General features: G+C 56.3%; 21 protein-coding genes. 15 read left to right on the top strand and 6 right to left on the bottom strand.

Features of this window, described 5'->3' with window-relative positions; translation table 11 throughout:
- Positions 1-7 precede the first annotated feature (7 nt).
- The 6 genes from FX984_RS03505 to FX984_RS03530 are packed head-to-tail and all read left to right on the top strand — an operon-like array spanning position 8 to position 6,507.
- Positions 8-421: a TIGR03750 family conjugal transfer protein gene (locus tag FX984_RS03505; RefSeq protein WP_154905312.1), complete on the top strand. Its 414-nt coding sequence runs from the start codon at positions 8-10 to the stop codon at positions 419-421.
- Positions 418-1,059 (top strand): PFL_4703 family integrating conjugative element protein, encoded by a 642-nt coding sequence (locus tag FX984_RS03510; protein WP_154905313.1) that lies wholly within the window; start codon positions 418-420, stop codon positions 1,057-1,059. Before FX984_RS03505 ends, FX984_RS03510 begins: the two co-directional genes overlap by 4 nt.
- Complete coding sequence (locus tag FX984_RS03515) at positions 1,056-1,868, top strand: TIGR03749 family integrating conjugative element protein (protein WP_154905314.1); 813 nt, start codon at positions 1,056-1,058, stop codon at positions 1,866-1,868. The genes FX984_RS03510 and FX984_RS03515 overlap by 4 nt, the downstream gene beginning before the upstream one ends.
- Entirely contained in the window at positions 1,858-3,375 is a 1,518-nt protein-coding gene (locus FX984_RS03520; RefSeq protein ID WP_154905315.1) for a TIGR03752 family integrating conjugative element protein, read from the top strand. Before FX984_RS03515 ends, FX984_RS03520 begins: the two co-directional genes overlap by 11 nt.
- On the top strand, positions 3,338-3,754 hold the full coding sequence (locus FX984_RS03525; protein WP_154905316.1) for a TIGR03751 family conjugal transfer lipoprotein: 417 nt from the start codon (positions 3,338-3,340) through the stop codon (positions 3,752-3,754). Before FX984_RS03520 ends, FX984_RS03525 begins: the two co-directional genes overlap by 38 nt.
- Positions 3,754-6,507 carry a conjugative transfer ATPase gene (locus FX984_RS03530; protein WP_154905317.1) on the top strand — a complete coding sequence of 918 codons (2,754 nt, stop codon included), beginning with the start codon at positions 3,754-3,756 and terminating at the stop codon, positions 6,505-6,507. Before FX984_RS03525 ends, FX984_RS03530 begins: the two co-directional genes overlap by 1 nt.
- 37 nt (positions 6,508-6,544) lie before the next feature.
- Here FX984_RS03530 and FX984_RS03535 read toward each other — a convergent pair whose 3' ends face one another.
- The gene (locus tag FX984_RS03535; protein WP_154905318.1) at positions 6,545-6,802 is read right to left on the bottom strand and encodes a LasR-specific antiactivator QslA; all 258 of its coding nucleotides are present in this window, start codon (positions 6,800-6,802) and stop codon (positions 6,545-6,547) included.
- A gap of 169 nt (positions 6,803-6,971) precedes the next feature.
- Here FX984_RS03535 and FX984_RS03540 point away from each other — a divergent pair, with 169 nt between their 5' ends.
- From FX984_RS03540 to FX984_RS03560, 5 genes are all read left to right on the top strand, one after another.
- A complete protein-coding gene (locus FX984_RS03540) occupies positions 6,972-7,226 on the top strand; it encodes a helix-turn-helix domain-containing protein (protein WP_154905319.1) in 255 nt (84 codons plus the stop codon).
- 118 nt (positions 7,227-7,344) lie between these two features.
- The gene (locus FX984_RS03545) at positions 7,345-8,301 is read left to right on the top strand and encodes a TIGR03756 family integrating conjugative element protein (RefSeq protein ID WP_154905320.1); all 957 of its coding nucleotides are present in this window, start codon (positions 7,345-7,347) and stop codon (positions 8,299-8,301) included.
- Positions 8,298-9,680, top strand: a complete 1,383-nt coding sequence (locus FX984_RS03550) for an integrating conjugative element protein (protein ID WP_154905321.1) — start codon at positions 8,298-8,300, stop codon at positions 9,678-9,680. Before FX984_RS03545 ends, FX984_RS03550 begins: the two co-directional genes overlap by 4 nt.
- A 3-nt stretch (positions 9,681-9,683) precedes the next feature.
- Positions 9,684-9,992, top strand: coding sequence for a hypothetical protein (locus FX984_RS03555; protein ID WP_154905322.1), 309 nt, complete (start codon positions 9,684-9,686; stop codon positions 9,990-9,992).
- Positions 9,993-10,002: 10 nt separating this feature from the next.
- Entirely contained in the window at positions 10,003-11,547 is a 1,545-nt protein-coding gene (locus FX984_RS03560; RefSeq protein WP_154905323.1) for a conjugal transfer protein TraG N-terminal domain-containing protein, read from the top strand.
- 10 nt (positions 11,548-11,557) lie between these two features.
- Here the strand turns inward: FX984_RS03560 and FX984_RS03565 are convergent, their stop codons facing one another.
- Complete coding sequence (locus tag FX984_RS03565; protein ID WP_154905324.1) at positions 11,558-11,941, bottom strand: DUF3742 family protein; 384 nt, start codon at positions 11,939-11,941, stop codon at positions 11,558-11,560.
- A 456-nt stretch (positions 11,942-12,397) separates the two neighbouring features.
- Between FX984_RS03565 and FX984_RS03570 the strand changes: the two genes are divergently transcribed.
- Both FX984_RS03570 and FX984_RS03575 read left to right on the top strand, forming a co-directional pair.
- Positions 12,398-12,727: a hypothetical protein gene (locus FX984_RS03570; RefSeq protein WP_154905325.1), complete on the top strand. Its 330-nt coding sequence runs from the start codon at positions 12,398-12,400 to the stop codon at positions 12,725-12,727.
- 136 nt (positions 12,728-12,863) lie between these two features.
- The gene (locus tag FX984_RS03575) at positions 12,864-13,826 is read left to right on the top strand and encodes an ArdC family protein (protein WP_154905326.1); all 963 of its coding nucleotides are present in this window, start codon (positions 12,864-12,866) and stop codon (positions 13,824-13,826) included.
- 132 nt (positions 13,827-13,958) lie between these two features.
- Here FX984_RS03575 and FX984_RS03580 read toward each other — a convergent pair whose 3' ends face one another.
- The gene (locus FX984_RS03580) at positions 13,959-14,156 is read right to left on the bottom strand and encodes a DUF7740 domain-containing protein (RefSeq protein ID WP_007901093.1); all 198 of its coding nucleotides are present in this window, start codon (positions 14,154-14,156) and stop codon (positions 13,959-13,961) included.
- Between the two features lie 228 nt (positions 14,157-14,384).
- Here FX984_RS03580 and mobH point away from each other — a divergent pair, with 228 nt between their 5' ends.
- A complete protein-coding gene (gene mobH, locus FX984_RS03585) occupies positions 14,385-16,109 on the top strand; it encodes a MobH family relaxase (protein WP_154905327.1) in 1,725 nt (574 codons plus the stop codon).
- Positions 16,102-16,419, top strand: a complete 318-nt coding sequence (locus FX984_RS03590) for a hypothetical protein (RefSeq protein WP_154905328.1) — start codon at positions 16,102-16,104, stop codon at positions 16,417-16,419. Before mobH ends, FX984_RS03590 begins: the two co-directional genes overlap by 8 nt.
- Positions 16,420-16,595: 176 nt before the next feature.
- Here the strand turns inward: FX984_RS03590 and FX984_RS03595 are convergent, their stop codons facing one another.
- From FX984_RS03595 to FX984_RS03605, 3 genes are read right to left on the bottom strand one after another with little or no spacing between them, the layout of a single operon-like run.
- Complete coding sequence (locus FX984_RS03595) at positions 16,596-18,620, bottom strand: DUF3732 domain-containing protein (RefSeq protein WP_154905329.1); 2,025 nt, start codon at positions 18,618-18,620, stop codon at positions 16,596-16,598.
- Positions 18,617-19,081, bottom strand: a complete 465-nt coding sequence (locus FX984_RS03600) for a three component ABC system middle component (protein ID WP_154905330.1) — start codon at positions 19,079-19,081, stop codon at positions 18,617-18,619. Before FX984_RS03600 ends, FX984_RS03595 begins: the two co-directional genes overlap by 4 nt.
- Positions 19,081-20,229 (bottom strand): hypothetical protein, encoded by a 1,149-nt coding sequence (locus FX984_RS03605; RefSeq protein ID WP_154905331.1) that lies wholly within the window; start codon positions 20,227-20,229, stop codon positions 19,081-19,083. The genes FX984_RS03600 and FX984_RS03605 overlap by 1 nt, the downstream gene beginning before the upstream one ends.
- Between the last annotated feature and the right edge of the window lie 275 nt (positions 20,230-20,504).

Here is a 20,504-nt window from a genome sequence, read left to right on the forward strand (position 1 = left end):
GGTCGACATGAACGACACTATCGAACGCCTTGCCGACAACACCTTGGTCTTTCTGCCGGAGCGGCTTAACCGTGATCCTGCCGTGTTGCGTGGTTTGACCAATGATGAGATGTGGGTAGCGCTCGGTACCGGCGCAATCATTGGCCTGATGCTGGGCGTTCCTCTGACGATCGCCACCGCTTCCATTGCCGTAGCGCCGACCGGCATGATCGCAGGCATGACGGTGGTGCTATTTGCCGGTGGCACGCTACTGCGTCGGGCCAAACGGGCCCGCCCCGAGACCTGGTTGTACCGCAAGCTCGAATGGGTACTGGCCAGCCGTTGGCGCCTGGGTCGCGGCAGTTTGATCCTTCACTCCGGTGCCTGGACGGTTCGCCGTTCACGTCGACTGCGCCCTGCCCTGTCACGGTGGCAGCCATGAGCCGATTTCGAAACAAGGTGGATGCCCAGCAGGCTCATATCTTCAGCCTGCGTCTGGCGGTAGTGATCCTCGCCCTGGTCTGTGCCGGACTCTGGTATGGCTGGCGCTCGGCACCGACCGATCTGACCGTGCATGTACCGCCGGATCTGCGCTCGGGCAGCACCCGTAAGTGGTGGGATATCCCCTCAGAGAATGTTTATGCCTTTGCCCTCTACATCTTTGGCCAACTCAACCGCTGGCCCACGGATGGCGAGCAGGATTATCGCCGTGCCATCTATGGCTTGCAGTCCTATCTGACACCCGCCTGTAAGGCCTTCCTCGACGGCGACTACGAGTACCGCAAGGCCGCCGGCGAGCTGCGCCAGCGAGTGCGTGGGGTCTACGAAATTCTGGGCCGAGGTTACAGCGAAGATCCGGAACTCAGGGTCAAGCAACTCGATCGCGATAGCTGGCTAGTCAAGCTCGACCTCAATGCCGATGAGTATTACGCCGCAGAACCGGTGAAACGGGTGGTGGTGCGTTATCCATTACGCGTAGTGCGTTTCGACCTGGATCCCGAGCGCAATAAGTGGGGGCTGGCACTGGATTGCTATCAGGGCACTCCGCAAAAAATCTCCCTGCCTGGAGGTGAGCCATGAAGCGGATTCGTACCCTGGGACTAACCGTCACACTGATGCTATCGGGAGCTGCAGCGCAGGCCGTCGAACTGATGCACTGGGAACGCCTACCCCTCGCGGTCCCTCTGGTGATCAATCAGGAACGAGTGGTCTTTATCGATGAGGATGTTCGAGTCGGCGTACCCTCAACCCTGACGGGCAAGCTGCGCGTGCAATCAACTGGCGGCACTCTGTACCTGCGCGCGTCGGAAGCCATTGCGCCGACCCGACTGCAACTGCAATCAGTCACGACGGGCGAGATCATCCTTCTAGATATCGCGGCCACTCCCGGCGATCAACCGCTGGAGCCCGTGCGTATTCTCAAGAATGCTCAGGTGCAAGCTACCGAGGCTGAATCTAGCACCGTCCCTGCTCCAGAACGTACACCGATCCCGGTCGCTTTGACGCGCTACGCCGCGCAAAGCCTGTACGCGCCGCTGCGCACCGTGGAGTCCCTGCCCGGTGTACGCCGCGTCCCGCTCAAGCTACGCACCGAACTGCCAACCCTGCTGCCGACCGAAAACATGTCCAGCACACCTATCGCCGCCTGGCGACTCGGTGATTACTGGGTGACGGCGGTGAAGTTGCGCAATCGTGGTTCAGAGACTCTGCAACTCGACCCGCGTCGGCTTCAGGCCAAGCTGTTCGCCGCGGCCTTCCAGCATTCTTTCCTCGGGCCTGTCGGCAGCGCTGAAGACACCACGATTGCCTACCTCGTCACCCTCGGTGCTGGCCTCGAACAAGCCGTGCTGCTCCCGCCCGTTGCGCGAGGTGCTGACGATGAAGGCTAACGCATTGCTCAAATGGCTGGTACCGGCTGCGCTACTGGCCGTGGTGTTGATCATCCTGAAAAGTTGGGTCGCGGGTAGTAGTACTCCCTCTCCAGAGCACCCAGTTGATCAGGGTAATATTCAGTTATCCGCCGAGCAAGCCAAGTCGCTCGGCATTGCTGGCGATACCCCACGCGACACGGTCGCCACCCTGGTCGGCCAGGTGAAAGCCATGCGCAGCGACATGCTCGGATTGAAGAAACACAACGAGTCGCTGCAGACGGAAAACAACCGCTTGCGCGAGCGGGAAAACGGTGTGGATTCGCGTATCCAGACGGCGCTTGGCAGCGTGACCCAGCAGGTCGACGAAGGCCGTCGACAAGCCAACGAGGCCCGACTTAAAGCCGAACAAGACAGTCGTCAGGCTCGCGGTCTGCTGACGCAATTGCAGGATCAGTTGTCGGGGCTGACCGGCAGCGGCAAGGATATGCCAATCGGATTGGGGCTTGAGCCCGGCGACGGTGCTCAGTTTGAAGGGCGGCACTCTGCCAATGATGCGCTGCAATGGATTGAACCCTCGGATGCTCTGTCCACCGACGCCCGAGGCAAAACCAAGACCTCCCCCGCGCAGAGTCTGCCTACCGCCTTCAACTCACTGGAAGGCTTGAAAAACAATCCTATTGATCGCAGCCAGAAACAGCTACGTGCGGTCACCAAAGGTGAGCGTGACCTGACGCGATCCGTTGACCGAACCGAAGGCGCGAAGCCGGTCTACACCATTCCCGAAAACGCCACGCTGATGGGCTCGGTCGCCATGACCGCGCTGATCGGCCGAGTCCCAGTGGACGGCACAGTGAATGATCCCTACCCCTTCAAAGTGCTGGTCGGCCCCGAGAATCTGACGGCCAACGGCATCGACCTGCCGGACGTCGCGGGTGCTGTGATGAGCGGCACGGCGTCCGGTGACTGGACCCTGTCTTGCGTCCGCGGGCAGGTCGAGTCAATCACCTTTGTGTTTACCGATGGCACCATCCGCACGGTACCTCAGCCAAAAGCTGTAGCCAGCCGCACTGCCTCCACCACCCAGAGCTCGAACATTGACAAGATCCGTGGCGGCCTCGGTTACCTGTCCGATCCGCATGGCATTCCGTGCATCGCTGGCGAGCGCCGCTCGAACGCCCAGCAGTACCTCGGCAGCCAGAGCCTGATCACTGCGGCTGGTGCGGGTGTCGCCGCCTTGCTCGGGGATGAGCAGAACAACAGCAGTGTAATCAGTTCGGGCGGCAGTACCCTCGGGGTTACCAGCAGCAGTGGCAACAGCGCGCTGAATTCAATTCTCAGTGGTGGGGTCAGCGACATCCGCGAGTGGGTCAACAAACTGTATGGCGAAGCCTTTGCTGCCGTGTATGTGCCACCCGCCGCACAGGTCGCACTGCACCTCGACCATGAGATCACCATCGACTACGAGCCCAAGGGCCGGAGCGTTCGCCATGAAAAAGACCATGCCTCCCTGCCTGACCTGGATTAGCTTGCTCTGCGTGGTCCTGACGGGGTGTTCCACCGACAAGGAAACGCTTCTGCCTCACGGCGAGCAAACCATGCTGGACATCTGGAACGGTGCTGGTTCGCAAGGCACTCAGCAGCAACTGCTGGATGCTCGGCAGCAGTTACGCCGCCCGCTGGCTCAGGCAGATGCCTCCGCGGCTATCCAGGAACCGTACACGCGCACAGCGGCGAACGAGATCCGCAACCTGTTCCCTCGCCTGCCCAATCCCGATCTGGTGCTGTACGTGTATCCGCACTTGAGTGGTACCGAGCAGGCACCGGTCCCCGGTTACTCGACCGTCTTTCCGTTCTACCAACGGGTGCAGTACGCATTGCCGGGTGAACGTCAGGAAGACTTGTAGTGCGTACCGGCGATTCGCGGAACCGTGCTCCTGCGTGGAAAGCCTGGCGCAACCCATTGCGCCCTCGCGCCACCTTGGCCGATAACGCCGCACTCTATGCGCACAATCCCAGCTTCACCGATCACCTGCCGTGGGTCGAATACCTCGACACCGAGCAGTGTTTTTTGCTGGATGACAATCGCTCGGTGGGTGCGGTGTTCGAGCTACTGCCCATCGGCACCGAAGGGCGCGAACCCGATTGGTTGATGGCCGCCCGCGATGCCCTCGAGGATGCCCTGCAGGATAGCTTTGATGAGTTGGATCAAGCGCCTTGGGTTGCGCAGTTTTTCTGCCAGGACGACAACGACTTCACCCCCTACCTGACCCGGTTCACCGACTATATCCAAGATAGAGCACGAGGCACGGCCTTCACCGAGGCATATTTGGAGCTCAGCCGCCATCATCTGAAGGCCATCGCCAAGCCTGGCGGTCTGTTTGAGGATAAAGTGGTGACACGCCTGCCCTGGCGTGGCAATAACCGACGGGTGCGCCTGGTGGTCTATCGCTGGCTTGAGTCTGACGCTGAGGAGACAGGACTCACCCCGGTGCACTCCCTGCAACAGGCTTGCGAACGAATCGGTGCCTCGCTGCAAGCATGCGGGGTGCAATCGACACGAGTCGATGGCCGAGGTCTTTATGCCTGGTTAGTGCCCTGGTTCAATCCGGCACCCAGGCTCATTGATGAAGCACCCGAGGAGTTCTACCGCCGGGTGGCCTATCCGGAATCGGGTGACGGTGAATCGCTGGAGCTGCCCTTCGATCACGATTTCGCCGAGCGCCTATTTTTCAATGAGCCGCATTCAGATGTGCAGCACGGACTCTGGTTTTTTGACGATCAGCCCCACCGGGTCATGGTGGTGGACAAGCTTCGCCGGGCGCCCTTGATTGGTCAACTCACCGGAGAAACCCGCAAGGGCGACGCGGTGAATGCCCTGTTCGACCAGTTACCTGAAGGCACGGTGATGAGTCTGACCTTGGTGGTCAAACCGCAGGATGTGCTCGAAGACCAGTTAAACCGATTGGCGCGCAAAGCCATCGGTGAAAACCTAGCCTCGACCCAGACCCGCCAAGATGTTGAAGAGGCTCGTGCGATCATCGGTCGCCAGCACAAGCTGTACCGCGGCACCCTGGCATTTTACGTGCGCGGTCACGATGAACAGCAACTGCACCAGCGCTCGGTCGGCCTGGCTAATGCGCTGCTGGGTGCGGGGCTGCAGCCGGTACGCGAAGGCGATGAAGTCGCCGCCTGCAACAGCTACCTGCGTTGGTTGCCGATGGCTTACAACCCGGCCCGCGACACGCACAACTGGTACACGCGCCTGATGTTCGCCCAGCACCTGGCGAACCTGGTTCCGGTGTGGGGTCGCAGCACGGGCACCGGCCACCCGGGTATCACCCTGTTCAATCGCGGTGGTTCGCCGTTGAGCTTTGATCCGTTATCACGCCTGGACCGAGCCATGAATGGTCATCTGCTGTTGTTCGGCCCCACCGGCGCCGGTAAGTCGGCCACCCTGGTCACCCTGTTGATGCAGGTCATGGCCGTGTACCGCCCTCGCCTTTTTATCGTCGAGGCCGGCAATTCGTTCGGCTTGCAGGGGGACTACTTCGCGACACAGGGGCTGTCGGTCAATAAGGTCCAATTGAAACCTGGTGCCTCGGTCAGCCTCGCGCCCTTTGCCGACGCTTGGCGCCTGGTCGAGCAGCCGGATCAGGTCGCGAGTCTGTCGATCGATGAGCTGGACGATGAGGCGGTAGCCAGTCGCGAAGACCAGCGCGATGTTCTCGGCGAACTGGAAATCACTGCCCGCCTGATGATCACCGGCGGCGAGGCCAAGGAAGAGGCGCGCCTGAGTCGAGCCGATCGCAGCTTGATCCGCGAGTGCATTCTCGATGCGGCGCAAACGTGTGTTGCGGCGTGTCGCCAGGTACTGACCCGCAACGTGCGCGACGCCTTGCTGCGCGTCGCCGCTGACCCGCACCTGCCGGAGAAGCGTCGCGAGCGTGCCCAGGAAATGGGTGAGTCCATCGACCTGTTTTGCCAAGGTTTCGAGGGTGAGCTGTTCGATCGCGAGGGCACGCCTTGGCCCGAGAGCGATGTGACCATTGTCGATCTCGCCACTTACGCTCGCGAAGGCTACGAGGCGCAGATGTCCATCAGCTACATCAGCCTGATGAACACCGTGAACAACCTAGCCGAACGCGACCAGTACCTGGGGAGGCCAATCATAATGGTCACCGACGAAGGCCATATCATCACCAAAAACCCGCTGCTGGCGCCATTCGTGGTCAAGGGCACGAAGATGTGGCGCAAGCTCGGCGCTTGGTTCTGGCTGGCGACGCAAAACCTTGCCGACTTTCCCACTGCCGCGCAGACCATGCTCAACATGATCGAATGGTGGATTTGTTTGAACATGCCGCCCGCGGAAATCGAAGAGATCGCACGGTTCAAGAAACTCACGCCGGCACAGAAAGCCTTGCTTCTCTCCGCCAGTAAGGAGCCGGGTAAATACACTGAGGGGGTCGTGCTATCGAAGAAGCTCGAAACGCTGTTTCGGGCCGTGCCGCCGAGTCTTTATCTCGCCCTGGCCATGACGGAGCCCGAGGAAAAATCCGAGCGCTGGACACTGATGCAAGAGAACGGCTGCTCAGAACTGGAAGCGGCGTATAGGGTAGCTGAACGGATCGATATAGCGCGAGGAATAGAACCCGCATAGGGGAATCTATTCCTCGCGCTCTAAAGCGAGTGACCGGTTATTGCGGTACGCCCCGGAGCCGCTGCTGAATCCTCAACAGGAATCCGGCTTCGAAGGCATCCTGGCAGTCACCGTCAGGAAAGGTCTTGCGGGTTTGCGCCAGCTCCCACCACAGGGGAATTTCGCCGGGCGTATCAAGCCAATCCTGAGCACATTGCACGCCACGTTCGATCATCGGGGCAAATTCGTTGCCCCAAGGTGTCAGAAGACTTGGGCAACCATCCGCCGCAGGAATTGAAATGTAGTTTTCGTCCATACCCACCCTAGATTTCTGATTTATTGTTAGACGCTGAGTCCAGCCTCGATAATCTTAACGACACCAAATGAATGCTCGATAACAGGCATGAGCATCAATTGGCCTAGATCAATACCAATGTAGACTATATCCCGTGGATTGAGAGTCCCTCAAAGCGCAATTTGCGCGCATGACTCAAGACTACGAACAGCTTCGCCTGCAACTGGCGGAGAACATCCGCTTGATACGGCGCGTGAAGAACCTTACCCAAGAGCAGTTGGCGCTCATGGCCGAGGTGGATCGTACCTATGTCAGTCAAATCGAACGAGGGGTAGGCAACCCGTCGCTATTGGTCCTGTGCAAACTCGCCAATATTTTCGAGATCACCGCAGATCAGCTACTCATCGATTCTGACGCCCTTCGCCGTGTGCTGGACATCGAGTAGCCATATCATCGTCCTGTAAATCCTTGTAAACCGACAACCCCACGTTCGGCTTTATCACTGACAACTCCCACTTACGTCATTGAACCTGTCCAGGCCATTAGTCCAAAGAGCCTGGATCATGCCTGTCGTATACCCGTCAATTGCGCCCCAGAAGCTACGACCTTTGGCGTTGAGCATCCTGCTGGCGTGCGGGCCAAGCGTGGCGCTAGATACCGGCAGCATCACGTCCTCAGTGTTGTCGCCAAATTGCCTCGCATACAGGGTCGTCGGCATTTGTTTCTGGCTCCTCTGCACGCCCTTCGGCTGCACAGTTAAAACCTCGACCAAGGTTCGTCATTTCATTCCTGAACTCGTGGTCTCGAGCTACGCCACCACCGGCAACAATCCCTGGACCGAGATGGCCGCCCTCTCGTCTCCTATCAGTGGCGCGGAGGGTGGCGGCAACCTGATCACGCCGAACACCCACCGCGACAACCTGCCTCGCTTCAAAAACGTCGATGGCATCGGCCACCCCGGTGGCTGGATCGCAACGCAACTGGCTTCGCAATCCGGCTATGCCTGCGCCAGCGGTGCAACTGCATTCATGCCTTACTACCTGAGTACCCTGGACTCACTGGCCTGGCGCCATGGCATCCCGGAAAGTCTTTATCCCGAGTCGCTCATGCCGGGGATCCGTGAAATCGGTCGTCAGGCCTCAGGAAACATGTGGGGCAACGTCTATCCCCGGCAGGGATTTCTGGTACAACCCGACGACTTCAAAGCCGCTGCGGTGATGACCCAACGGGCCGGTGATGTGATTACCCGTAACTGGCAGCCGCATGTGTATGTACCACTCACACCCGCCAAACGTGACGGCTACTGGCCGCCTGGTCCCATCGTTGAAAACGATGCTTCGACCCACAAATGGCAATTGCTCTACCCCCAGGTTCAATCGACTTGCGCGGTCTTCCCCAGCGATCCGGTACAGAGCGCGGATGGCGGCTACGCCTGGTCGTTATGGCGCCCCTATAGCTGCTGCAAGCGCGAGGGGCAGACCTTCCTGTTCAGCATCGACTTCGAAGGCGGCGCATCATGAGTCGGCTTTGCGCGCGATCATGGTCGGGCGTGATGAGTCTGTTGCTCCACGTACTGCTCGCCATGGCCACGCACGCCCACGCCGCCGAGGACGATTACCGCCTGGGCACTCAAGGCGAAGTGCTCGACGACCGGGTGATGTACACCATCGGTGGCGGCTCGGCAGTCGGCTCACCGAGCTCGCTCTATCGACCCAGTGGTCTCGGCGTCGGCGGGTCATGGCGAGCGAACATGATGTGCGGAAACATGAGCCTCACCAATACCCTGCAAAACCAGCTGAACGGTGCCACCGAAGGTTTCCAGCAGATCATGGGCAGCATCGTGCAGAACGCGACCCAAGCGGTGATGTCGCTGCCCGCGTTGATCATCCAGCGCGCCAACCCAGGCCTTTATGAGTTGCTCAGTAACGGGGTGATGCAGGGGCGTATCGACTTCGACCGCTCCAAGCTGACCTGCCAGGCCATGGCCGAGAAGATGGCGGACAAGGTCGGTCAAGCCGGCTGGGGTGCGCTGGCCAAGAACCAGGAAATGCAGGGCAATCTGGAACAAACTGGCGGTGATGCGGTGGCTGCTGTGAAAAATACCGAGAGCCATAACGGCAACAATGGGGTGTCCTGGGTCGGTAGCCAGAAGGCTGGAGGTAGCGGACAGACGCCCATCCGGGTGACCTCCGACGTAGTGCGAGCAGGCTACAACTTGCTGCATAACCGGACGGTGGATGACAGTGCCTCGATCAGTAGCAGTGACTGCCTGGGTGGGGCTATTTGCCAGACCTGGGCTTCGCCCCAGGAGGAATCCGAATGGGCCGTTCGCGTATTGGGCGAGACCGAAGTCGCGACCTGCGACACCTGCGAAACTCTGCGTGCGACCGCTGGCAGCGGGCTGACGCCACTGATCCAGGAGGCCTACAGCGAACGCCTCAAGGCCCTGCAAGGGTTGCTGTCAGGCTCACTGCCGACTACTCCTGACAACCTGGCTAAAGCCTCGAGCCCGATGCTGCCGGTGACCCGTGGTGTGATCGAAGCCCTGCGCGACGACCCCGACCAGGATCTGTTGGCACGCCGTCTGGCCAGCGAGACGGCCTTGTCCAGCGTACTCGACAAGGCATTGCTACTGCTGCGCACGCTGCTGGCGGGCAGTCACGAACCGAACATTGCCTCCGCCGAGCCGGCCCAGACCGCCTTGACGAAAAACATCGACACCCTGGAGCGCGAAATACGCCTGCTGCAAACCGAGCTGCAGGTCCGGCAGATGCTGACCACCAATACCGCCAGCCTAGTGCTCGATCGGCATGCCGGTGGTGCCGATGCTTCGCGTACCGTCGAGCAAGGCGACCCCGAGCCCGGTCGACTCAATGATGCGGACGCCTGGCGCAAGTGAGCCATGAAACGTTCCCCCCTATTCACTTTGCTTTCGAGTCTGGGGATTGCCGCGGTGATGATCCTGAGCGCCGCACTGGTCGCCTGGATCGGCCGAACTGCGCTGGGTAGTTTCGAGGTCTGGCAGCAGGCATTCGAATCCGTAGGGCCCTATCTGCGGTGGTGGCGTGCCCTGCTCTACGCAGCCCTCTTTGCGCTCTGGTGGGACCTGCTTCGGCGTTACCGCCATCGACCACAGGATCGACTGCGGGTGAAACGTATCGGAACATTAGGGCTCGTGCTCTTTACCTGCGTCGAACTCACCCGACTGTGAGGTCACCACCATGCTCATGAGCACCAATAGCTACCTGGAGTTTTACCTCTCTCTGCTGGCCTGGATCATCAACAACGGCCTCTGGAGTGTCCTGTCCGACACTGGGCTATTCGCCGCGCCCTTTGGTGCAATCATTTTGCAAGAATGGTTATCGGCCCGTCAGCAAGGCACGGATGAAGGTAACAAGGGATTGCTCTCGGTGCCGCGGATCGAGAACCGGTTGTGGCTGGCCTACATCGTCGTATTGTTCGGCTGCGCGCCGGTCTTTCCGTTGAGCCTCGCCTCAATGGCGTTCGATGATGCGGCGAGTCAGCGCTGCGGCGTGAGTGTGGCCAAGCCGGCGGAAACCGCCTGGGGGACGACCTTCAATACTATCGACGAACGCTCCGCCAACGTACCGATCTGGTGGTTTCTGGTGCATGCCTTGAGCAAAGGGGTAACCGCCGCAGCCACCGCCTCCATTCCCTGCGCTCCGGATATTCGGCAGATGCGCATGGAGATCGACAACTCGCGTATCAACAGCCAGGTACTGCTGCAGGAAGTCGCCGACTTCACCCGCGACTGTTATGGCTATTCCCGTTCTCGGTTGTTTACCAATCGCCCGCAACTGGACAAGGCACAAAGTCACGACGCGTCCTGGATCGGCTCAAGCTATCTTCTCGACACGCCCGGCTACTACGACACGGATCGTTCACGCACACCGCGAATCAGTTGGCCGTATGACGAAAGCCGCGATGTTTCCTTGCCGCGGCTGGAGAATGGCGCGGGCTACCCCACTTGCAAGCAGTGGTGGAGCGACAGCGGTGTTGGCTTGCGCAAGCGGTTGATCCAGCAGGTTGATCCCTCTCTGCTGACTCAGCTGAAAGGTTGGCTAACTGGCCGCTCGAGCAACGAGATCGAGGATGCCACCCTGCGCGAACTGGTCAGTCCGCGCCAGCAATCGATGTCCATGTCGCCCGGACAGGTGTACCAGGACTATGGTTCCAGCGCTCGTGGCGGCTCGATCAATCAGGGGCTTAATAACCTGGCCACCAATACCGGCTTGGCCCTCGGCTCTTTCAGCAACTTCCCGGCGATGAATGCGCTACGCGCCGCCCTACCGATGGTGCAGGCTTTCCTGATCATGGGCATCATCATCAGCTTGCCGCTGATCTTGCTGGTCAGTACCTATCAGTTGAAGACCGTCATGACCGTGACGTTCGCGCTGTTCACGCTGCACATGCTGAGTTTCTGGTGGGAGTTAGCACGCTGGGTCGACTCCAGCATGCTCGACACCTTGTACAACCAAGTTTCGGCCTCCAATCAAGTGCTGTTATCGCTGCCCACATCCGGGTTTATGGATGGGACGGTCACGGCGCAGGTAATTGAGTATGTGATGGGGGCGATGTTTATCGTGCTGCCGATGGTCTTTCTAGCCGCAATGAGTTGGGCCGGATATAGCGTAGGTTCCATAGCAGAAGGCATGTTAGGAAAAGGGACACTCAGTGCACAAAATGCGGGTTCGAAAGGTACTGATGCTCTGATCTCTGCAGGTACTTCAATCAGAAAAAGCTAACGACAACCCACTAATGCTCGTCCAGGTCAGGCTGTCCCGGTGCTCGATTGAGTTCGTACTCGCCATAAGGATCGCCGAATGCCTGAGCCCCGTAAAAGTCCTTTGAGGCGTTGGGTCGGCGATGGACGATTACCCAATACAAACCCATTAGAGTCATCAACGACAGGAACAGCCAAAAACTTACAAAAAGCAACGCTCCCACCATAGTGAACTTGACGATCAGAAAGCTTCCGCGAACGAGTAAATTACCCGCAGGCACACCTGCCACCATCGCGCGCTCAGCTAAACGGGTCTCGAATGCTTTCAGTATGCGATACCCGCGTTTTATCGACATGCCACAGGTATATGCCCAGCGGTGGGCGCGGGAAATCTGAACAGGGTTCTGCGTCGGCATGGTCTCGCCCTCTTCTGAGCGTTTTCATGGTTGAGACAGGAGTAACAGCCTACTACTGAAAACGGTCCGTGCCTGACCGCTTATCAGTTTGCCCAGTCGAAAAATCTTCACTGGAAGACAGAAGACAAGCCCCATAAAACAGCTTCTCTACAGTGATTGACCCATGTAATTCGTCCGGCTAAATACTAGGTACGGATCGCTGTTACCGACAGCACCCTTCCCAGATAGTCAGGACCTTCAAGACTACGTCACCTCGGTGATGGTTCTCCCCAAGTGCGATTAGCGTTCGGTAGCTCGCACGGTGACCGTTTCTACGGTGATGAACGCCTACTGCTCTCCTGAGTGCCTTTCGAGCTCTGCTCGCCAGGCAAACCTTCTTGTTTTTCTTCAACCCACCGTGGGGAAATTCTTTCCCGCACGGGACAGGTTTCTTCGCGCTTTCAACGGAGGCACACCATGTCCGACTCACTTACACCGGAAACACTGAACACCCTTCGGTTGCCCATCGTGTTCACTCCTGGCGCGTGGCAACGCGCAGTCCTGCTCGAGCGTTCCGATCACGCTGAGAAGCTGAAGGTCGGTCGGCTGAGCCAGGTATTGCGCGCAGCCTTCGAGGCTCACCTGTCCTCTCCACACGAGCCCTATGTGGTGTTCGAGGTAGCCCACATCGCGCCAATGGGTCATCCACACGATGACCCGTTGCTGCAACTGAGCCTTAGCCTGCTCCTCGAGCCAAACCAACCTGGCGCCTTGCTGATAGCTCTCGCAGGAGAACACCAACGTTAAACGCATACGACCGTACTCGGCATCCAGATCCACACTCAGACGGCATGCAAGTCCTGCATCAATCCAACCCATCACCCACCGGGGAGCCCTCCCCGACGGGTAAGGCGTTCCTCCGTTTTCTGTTGAGGAAAATGCCATGCGCGATATCTACCAAGACGTGACTGACAAGATCGTTACTGCTTTAGACCAAGGCGTTGCCCCCTGGATCAAACCCTGGTCTCCAAGTGGCTCAGTTTACGTCAATCATCACCAACCCTACCCCATCAACGCAATCACGCGTCGCCCCTACTCGGGCATCAATTTACCGTTGCTCTGGGCCGAGGCCAGGTTGCAGGGATTCACTCAAGATCGTTGGCTGACCTTCAACCAAGCCAAAAAGGCCGGTGGGCACATCCGTAAGGGTGAGCACAGCACCCTGGCAGTGCTCTACAAGCCGATGGAGTGCGAGGAACAGACTGAGTCAGGCCAACCCGTACTCGATGAAAACGGTCAGCCCAAGGTCGCTCACTTTGGCATTCTCAGGACGCATTTTTTGTTCAACATCGAGCAAACAGAGGGGCTCGAAATGCTTAATGAAACCGCGCTCGAGACGGAACAGAGTGATCCCTTCCAGGCCAACAGCGCTGCGGAAAATCTGCTGTTAAGTTCAGGTGCACGCATCGTTCATCGGCCTGCCGACGAAGCCTTTTACCACCCGATCAGGGATCTCATCCAACTGCCGACAAAAGCACAATTTCACGATGAAGGCGGGTACTACGCCACGGCACTTCATGAGCTGACGCACTGGACCGGGCATCACTCTCGGTTGCAGCGCGAAGGCGTGACGTCAGCCTGTCCGTTCGGCTCGCCAGGCTACGCGTTTGAGGAGTTGATCGCCGAGATGGGCGCTGCTTTTTTATGTGCCTACGCCGGTATACAGGGGGAGCTGCGGCACGAGGGATACATCGACTCCTGGCTCGGCCTGCTCAAGGCTGACAAACGCGCGATCTTTCGCGCCAGTGGTCACGCCCGAAGCGCTTCGGAGTATGTACTCAATCTGGAGCAGCAACTGAAGCAGATGGTAATGGATGACTCACGATGCATGAACGATGGAGTTTGATCGTTACCTCACAGCTGCAATCGCATCACAGGGCCCAACGCGAGTTGGGCCCTTTTTTCTGCGCCCAGAAAAAACCCCATGCCGCGGGGCTCTGATGCAAAGAATCAGAGATGGGCACACACCCGCAGCCTGTCATTCCGCATCCAGGTTCTGCGCCAGAAAATCCACCAGTTCAAGCGGACTCCGGCTGTCGATCACCTTGTAGATCAGATCGCGTTTACTGCGCGGCAACTTCTTGACCACGCTCTTCGCCGAGGCCCTGACGGCTTCGTCGGTCCCATGGATACGTGCCGCGAGCAGCAGCACGAGCGTGGCGTCAGTGAGGTTCATGACCGTCCCCAAAAAATGTGCACAGCAGTGTACCGACTCTTCCCTTTTCCGTACTAGCACGCACCTCCAACAAAACGGCACCAGGAGAAATCGATATCCCGATTGCCGCACAAAGGGACACGAGACAAAAGGACGGGGAAGGGTTGGAAGGGAATGGGGAGTCAAGGGTAAGAGCTCTATCCGAAAAGGCTAAAAGACCACTGACCCAGCCACTTCCCGGAGGTCACGATGCTCAATCTGTTTCGTCGAAAAAGGCAAAACCCTCCTCTGCCACTGACCATGAGCGTCGCCGAAGGTTACCTGCCCATCGAGTCGGCCCACAGTTTGTTAGCAGCGGAGCATCGCCGCCAGTTGCTCGATCACATCTGGCAGTACACCGCCCTCTCCCATACGCAGTTCATCCAACTCTACTTAAATCCGATCCATCGCTACGCCGAACAGGTCCAACAACTCCCGGCCAGCGAAACGCACCACCATGCCTATCTTGGTGGCATGCTCGACCATGGCCTGGAACTGGTCGCCTGCAGTTTGAAACTGCGCCAATCCTATCTGCTTCCCACCGGCGCCGCCCCCGAAGACCAGGCCGCCCAGACTGATGCCTGGTCCGCTGGCATCGCCTATGGTGCCCTGCTGCATGACATCGGCAAGATCGCTGTGGACCTGCTGGTCGAACGCCAGGATGGCCGTGTTTGGCATCCTTGGCAGGGACCGCTGGACCAGCCCTACCGTTTTCGTTACCTCAAGGGTCGCGACTATCACCTGCATGGCGCTGCCGCAGGCTTGCTTTACACCCAAATTCTCGACCAAACAATCTTGGACTGGCTCAGTGGATTCCCTCCACTCTGGGCCAGCCTGCTGTATGTCCTGGCGGGCCAGTACGAACGTGCTGGCGTGCTGGGCGAATTGGTGATTCAGGCCGACCGCGTCTCCACCGCGCAGAACATCGGCGGTAACCCAAGCAAGGCGCTGCAAGCGCCGATTCATTCGCTGCAACATCACTTGATCACTGGGCTACGCCATCTGGTTCAGCACGAGCTAAAACTCAACCAGCCGGGTGCCGTGGGTTGGTTGACCCAAGACGCACTGTGGCTGGTCAGCAAGACGGTCACGGACAAGCTGCGAGCCTATCTGCTGTCGCAAGCGATTGAGGGCATTCCCTCATCCAACATCGCGGTGTTCGACGAACTGCAATCGCATGGGCTGGTCGAGTCCACACCAGAAGGCAAAGCCATCTGGACTGCGCTCGTGGCAAAGGGAGACTGGCAGCAAACCTTTACCTTTCTGCGACTACAACCGGCTTTGATTTGGGGGAGCGAAAACCGCCCGGAGGCGTTCAGCGGAACGGTGAGCATTGCAATCGATGACCACCCGGCTGACGCTCCGGTATCACCACCAGCTCCCAAGACAGTCAGTACAGGATCGGGTCAAAGCCCATCGCAGCCAGATACCATGGCGACGGAGGATGCCGACTACCTCGGCACGCTGCTGGATATGTTCGAATTGGCTGAACCCGAGGCCAGTGATGCGCTGTCAGAAAGCATTCTCGAAATCTCAACACCCCTTTCCAGTAACCCTGGTCAGTTTTTTGTGAATTGGGTTAAGGAAGGCATCCAGAGCCACAAGTTGATCATCAATGACAGCAAGGCCAAGGTGCACACGGTGAGCGGTTTGGTGTTTCTAGTAACACCCGGTCTCTTCCAACGCTACGCCCAGGAGTTTCCTGGTATCTCACAAGGTGCCAATCAAGAAATCGAAGAGTGGCGCTGGGTGCAGAAGGAATTCGAGAAACTGAAGATCCATAAGAAGCGAGACAACGGTTTGAACATCTGGGCGTGCAAAGTGCAAGGTCCCAGAAAGAAAACGACCTTGAAGGGGTATCTGATTTCGGAACCGACGTCATTTTTAGAATCGATACCGCCAGATAACCCGTTTCTTGCGATTGATGATGGCTAACGACGCTCATCACATCCTTCAGTCTTTTGTTGTACTCGCGACACAAGGCTCGCTGCTTCCTACTCGCTTCCCTGCTCAAAGCCTTTGTCACCTCATCAAGTGTTTCAAGCGGAGACTGCTCGACGAAGTGTCAGCGCTGGAGAAAGGTTTGAACGATGAGCAGGCGCTTGAGTTGCTGAGTAGCGAACTCCGGAAGATCGACGCTCTCGGTGCAACCGATTGTATTGGCGGGCATTACCAGGACGGCAAGGTTATCTGCGTAAGGCCAAATCGACAGATCGACCCGCAGAAGCTCGAAGCCAAACGCTAGGCGAAGGCTGCCGACGAGACCCAAGCCTCGGTGAGCGCGCGCCTCGGCTTGCCACGGTCGGCTGGCTCTGGCTTTCTCAGAGGATTGAGAGACCTGCAAAAGGCATATGCGCCGGTTTGCTGCCAAAGCTTTAACGCCATCTGGGCTCACTCCAGACTGGAGTGAGCCCAGGGTGATCATGCAGTCACTTCAGCGGGACGGTCAGCGATGAACCCACGCTTGCGCCAAGTGACCCTCACGAAGGCCTGGAAATCAGCTTCACCACTCAGCTCGAGTTCATCAGCGTGATCAGTGACGATGATCTGGGGCATGATCCCGGTCGCTTCTTTCGTTTCCTGGCAGAATTCTACGAGCTTGTCGAACATATTGGTGACAGACCCGATGTCCTCGTCAACCTGTTCAACCCGATCGGTGAGCTTCGCCAAGGCCCGTGCATCAAAGCCCTGCTGCCCATGGTCGATCTTAGCCGGGAAATAGACCTGCGTTGGCTGATCCAGAAATAGGATTGGAGGGATCTTGCACCCATCCTTGTGCTTCTGTGCAAATACCGAATGCAAAGCCAGGAATAGCGTCAGGTGCGAATACAGCCAATTCGCACCACTGCCCATTGAGCGAAGGTACACGTTCCCCATCTCGTCGCTTTCATGCCACAAGTCGAAATTTTCGAGATCAAATTTCAGGTTGATCGGCATATAAGCAGGCTCGAAATCAAAGCCAGCACCAATTCGCTCCATCTCACTATTGATCAAGTCGCTCAAATCGCGCATTTTCCCGGGCACGTCATATCCATCCAGGATGGGCTTAAGCTCAGCCATCTTAGCTTCAATTATTTTTCGCGTGCCTTCAAGCTCTGACTTCGGTTTATTGGAGTAGTTTTCAATCTCCAATTCCAAACGATGTTTCACTCGCAGCGCAATCTCATCGACCGTTTTACTCTTCTTAAGATCCTCAACCTGCTTCTCCAAGCGAGTAATTCTCGACTGGATGCCAGACAGAATTTCTTTTTGCTCTGTGAGCTTCTTGGTTATCTTACCCTCCTCCTCGCGGAAACTTTCACGCGCATAGGAAGAAATTTTCAACTCTGAGTTCATCCAGTCGATGGCTTTCGTGAGCTTGTTAGCCTCGCTCTCGACCTGATGATTAGGAGCATCACAGAATGGGCACTGCGTTTCGCTTATCTCAGCATATTCCGGCACAGGCAGATTATTTACGGTGCTAGCAAAATCCTCCGTAAGGCTTATTGATGAACGCACAGCAAAAAGCTTATCTTGAAGCTCTCGCACCTTTACAGTTTGTGCTGCACGCTCTTCTTCTAGCGCTTTTTTCTGGATAGTGTACGAGTCCGCAACACTGTCTATTCGAACGTTAGCGTCTCTGACTTTCTTTAACGAGCCTTTGGGAGAGTTCGCAATCTGAGCAGCAGTCAGTGGGGTTAGTGCGGTGCCACTAATCACTTGGTACTCTGCAAGCAAACCCTCAATCTTGGATGTGAAATCGGCCTTTTCCTGCTTGCTTTTAGGAATTTGATTATCAATCTTCTTTAGCTCTGCCTTGAGCTCATTATAGTCCTGCGAAACCCAAAAATATTGCTGATCCACAAAGTTCATAAATATTTTCAGGTGATCAATGACCTGGTCGCGCTTTCGCCTCTCATCAAACCGATAGAAAAGAGCATGTTTATTTGCCACCAAATTCTGATGCTGCAGCATATAAGATGCAAAACTACGAATCGAAGGCGTCGAGGTTTTGGCAGCTCCATAATCCCTCCCTCCCGCGTCCTCATCAATATCAGTCATCGTGACAGCAAAATAGCGACCAAGCTCTTTTTTGAAGTCTCGCAGAGGAAAATAGCAGTTAGCCTTGAAGAAATCTTTTAGATTTTTCATTCCCAGCAGCACGTCTTCAAGAGTCGCACCGCACATATCCCTAATGAATAATTTTTCACTACTTCCATCCCGCGACAGGACAAGGAGGCCGCTGTCAAATTCGAGAATGGTAAAATAAAGCTTTGTACGAGCAGTGATAACGCCTTTCGGTATTGTATTGTCACTATTTCCAAGGCAAAAATCAAAGATCTCGATAATCGCGCTTTTGCCTGTAGAAGATTTTCCGGTGACAATATTCAGTCCAGCTTTAAAGGTAACTTTATGAATTTCATTATCATGATCGATAACGCCTATGGCCTTTACAATACATTTCATAGTTGAGCAATCCCTAACAACTTATACACATGCGGGGCGTCGCTATTTTCAAAGAGCTTTGCAAGATTGCGCGCCGAGGCAACCTGCTGCACCATGCCATTCAGGGGCGGAAACGTTTTCTTGGTAGCACGTACAATCAAGTCGTCACCAACAATCAAGTACCCTGTATTCACGAGGTTCATCAGCGTGGTGTTCGTAACCTGCCGCAGGGAATGGATACGCTTATGAACACCTGCCACACGCGTTTTATCGGAGCACATTGTACGCAATGAGTAACGATCGTTCACTCGATACAGATATGTGGCTGTCGACTCGTGAAGAACGAAAGGAAGTACTAAATAACTTAACAGAATGTTGTTTTGTGTCTCTTGGAGCTGCTGATAAAACGCCAGAAGAATCGGAGCCATTATCAAAGGACTGCGGTGCAGAGTATGAAGGTGGTCAGTCGTTGTAAGCTTCATTACCATAATCTCCAGTGAAGCTTATCTTTACCCTCTTCGTCCTCATCATCAGCAAGCATATGCCAGATACCGTTTCGAAAATCCACAGAGGTATTGTCAAATGCAGGGAAACAGTCAACAGGCTCCCCGCATCGCGCATCAAAGAACCCCTGTGATTCTTCACACCAGTATTCTTGCGGCATCCGTCGGCAGAGTCTTATTGCCCCCGCCCTTAGGCTAACGTGACGTTTAAGCTGATCAGCCTTGTACCCATCGACATCTATCCTGTCGACAGTAAATCTCCTGAACTCCTGATTGATCGTATGCACGGCCACGATATGTTCAAGAATCGCCGCGGGCACTTTCTGCCCATACTCAATCTCATGGAGCTTCTTCACAAACAAGCGGTCAACATACGCAGACACATCCACCTGGTCTTGGAAGCTAGCTGAATCAATCGAGGGGAATTTACGAGAGTTTCGACCATACCTTGCGAATAAGGTCGCGATTTTCATATCGAAATCTTCGTAGCTGATAGTCCAGCCCTTTTTCACCATGCCTGGCTCAATCAGGTAACCTAGTAGCGCTTCAAAGTAATCTCCTCGCTTTGAGGGATCCAAACCCTTCCCGTACCGACTTTTTGCTTCGCTTGCGCGAGTTTCGAGATCTGGCTCAGCAGATACGATCTTCAGTTTTTCGATGACATCCAGCAGCGCTTCACGCCTCTCCTCGGCCAACACAAACTGCTGGGCTTGAACAGATTTAGAAGGCTTTTTACCCGATACAGCAAGCCGCACCTCACTGTCAGCGAGAACATTTTCGAGCTGGCTTAACCTCTCTTCCACAGACTGCTGGTTCCAGTGACTCAGCTGCGCTGTAGTGCCATACTTCTGAGTCGTTAGTAGTATTAGCTCGGAGTACTTTTCCTGCTTGAATTTCGATGTGACCCAGTTTTTGAGAGTATTCCAAAAATTGATGTGTCCATCCGTGAGATCATCAGCAAAGTTTTTTACTTCGACTTGGACTTTCCCACCAACAGTTACATCACCATAGACCTCCAGCCAAAGCGTCTGGCCTTCAACCAATGAATGGCAATACTCCAGTGTCACGATTAATTGGTAGCTTAATGCTTCGAGTAGCTTTGTCGCATCGTTGGCGAGCTTCTCCACAACATTTCTCCGCTCATTGCTTCATCGTTGCGGTAAGGACGTAGCGCTAGGAGCGTTGGGTTGAAGCCTTCCTGGCAAATCCACTACCAAACTGTGAAAAATCAACCTCGTTACTGCGCGCGGCAGTACCTTGAGAAGCTTAAATACCCAACATACTGATTATATATACAGCAATCTATACCAATATCTGTCCGATTGTAGCGTGATGGCAATATGTTAGCAAAATGCCTTATGTTGCGTTATTTGAGCAGTGTGCCACTGACTCATGCAGAGTT

Origin of the sequence: Pseudomonas marginalis, from assembly GCF_008692035.1 — a bacterium.
Lineage (GTDB): Bacteria > Pseudomonadota > Gammaproteobacteria > Pseudomonadales > Pseudomonadaceae > Aquipseudomonas > Aquipseudomonas marginalis.

Bases quoted from the DNA above. Each gene is read 5' to 3' on its own strand.
- FX984_RS03595 (WP_154905329.1), bottom strand. From the start codon at position 18,620: ATGAAATGTATTGTAAAGGCCATAGGCGTTATCGATCATGATAATGAA.
- FX984_RS03600 (WP_154905330.1), bottom strand. From the start codon at position 19,081: ATGAAGCTTACAACGACTGACCACCTTCATACTCTGCACCGCAGTCCT.
- FX984_RS03505 (WP_154905312.1), top strand. From the start codon at position 8: ATGAACGACACTATCGAACGCCTTGCCGACAACACCTTGGTCTTTCTG.
- FX984_RS03570 (WP_154905325.1), top strand. From the start codon at position 12,398: ATGTCCGACTCACTTACACCGGAAACACTGAACACCCTTCGGTTGCCC.
- FX984_RS03535 (WP_154905318.1), bottom strand. From the start codon at position 6,802: ATGGACGAAAACTACATTTCAATTCCTGCGGCGGATGGTTGCCCAAGT.
- FX984_RS03540 (WP_154905319.1), top strand. From the start codon at position 6,972: ATGACTCAAGACTACGAACAGCTTCGCCTGCAACTGGCGGAGAACATC.
- mobH (WP_154905327.1), top strand. From the start codon at position 14,385: ATGCTCAATCTGTTTCGTCGAAAAAGGCAAAACCCTCCTCTGCCACTG.
- FX984_RS03525 (WP_154905316.1), top strand. From the start codon at position 3,338: ATGAAAAAGACCATGCCTCCCTGCCTGACCTGGATTAGCTTGCTCTGC.
- FX984_RS03580 (WP_007901093.1), bottom strand. From the start codon at position 14,156: ATGAACCTCACTGACGCCACGCTCGTGCTGCTGCTCGCGGCACGTATC.
- FX984_RS03545 (WP_154905320.1), top strand. From the start codon at position 7,345: ATGCCTGTCGTATACCCGTCAATTGCGCCCCAGAAGCTACGACCTTTG.
- FX984_RS03590 (WP_154905328.1), top strand. From the start codon at position 16,102: ATGGCTAACGACGCTCATCACATCCTTCAGTCTTTTGTTGTACTCGCG.
- FX984_RS03550 (WP_154905321.1), top strand. From the start codon at position 8,298: ATGAGTCGGCTTTGCGCGCGATCATGGTCGGGCGTGATGAGTCTGTTG.
- FX984_RS03565 (WP_154905324.1), bottom strand. From the start codon at position 11,941: ATGCCGACGCAGAACCCTGTTCAGATTTCCCGCGCCCACCGCTGGGCA.
- FX984_RS03510 (WP_154905313.1), top strand. From the start codon at position 418: ATGAGCCGATTTCGAAACAAGGTGGATGCCCAGCAGGCTCATATCTTC.
- FX984_RS03520 (WP_154905315.1), top strand. From the start codon at position 1,858: ATGAAGGCTAACGCATTGCTCAAATGGCTGGTACCGGCTGCGCTACTG.
- FX984_RS03575 (WP_154905326.1), top strand. From the start codon at position 12,864: ATGCGCGATATCTACCAAGACGTGACTGACAAGATCGTTACTGCTTTA.
- FX984_RS03560 (WP_154905323.1), top strand. From the start codon at position 10,003: ATGCTCATGAGCACCAATAGCTACCTGGAGTTTTACCTCTCTCTGCTG.
- FX984_RS03555 (WP_154905322.1), top strand. From the start codon at position 9,684: ATGAAACGTTCCCCCCTATTCACTTTGCTTTCGAGTCTGGGGATTGCC.
- FX984_RS03515 (WP_154905314.1), top strand. From the start codon at position 1,056: ATGAAGCGGATTCGTACCCTGGGACTAACCGTCACACTGATGCTATCG.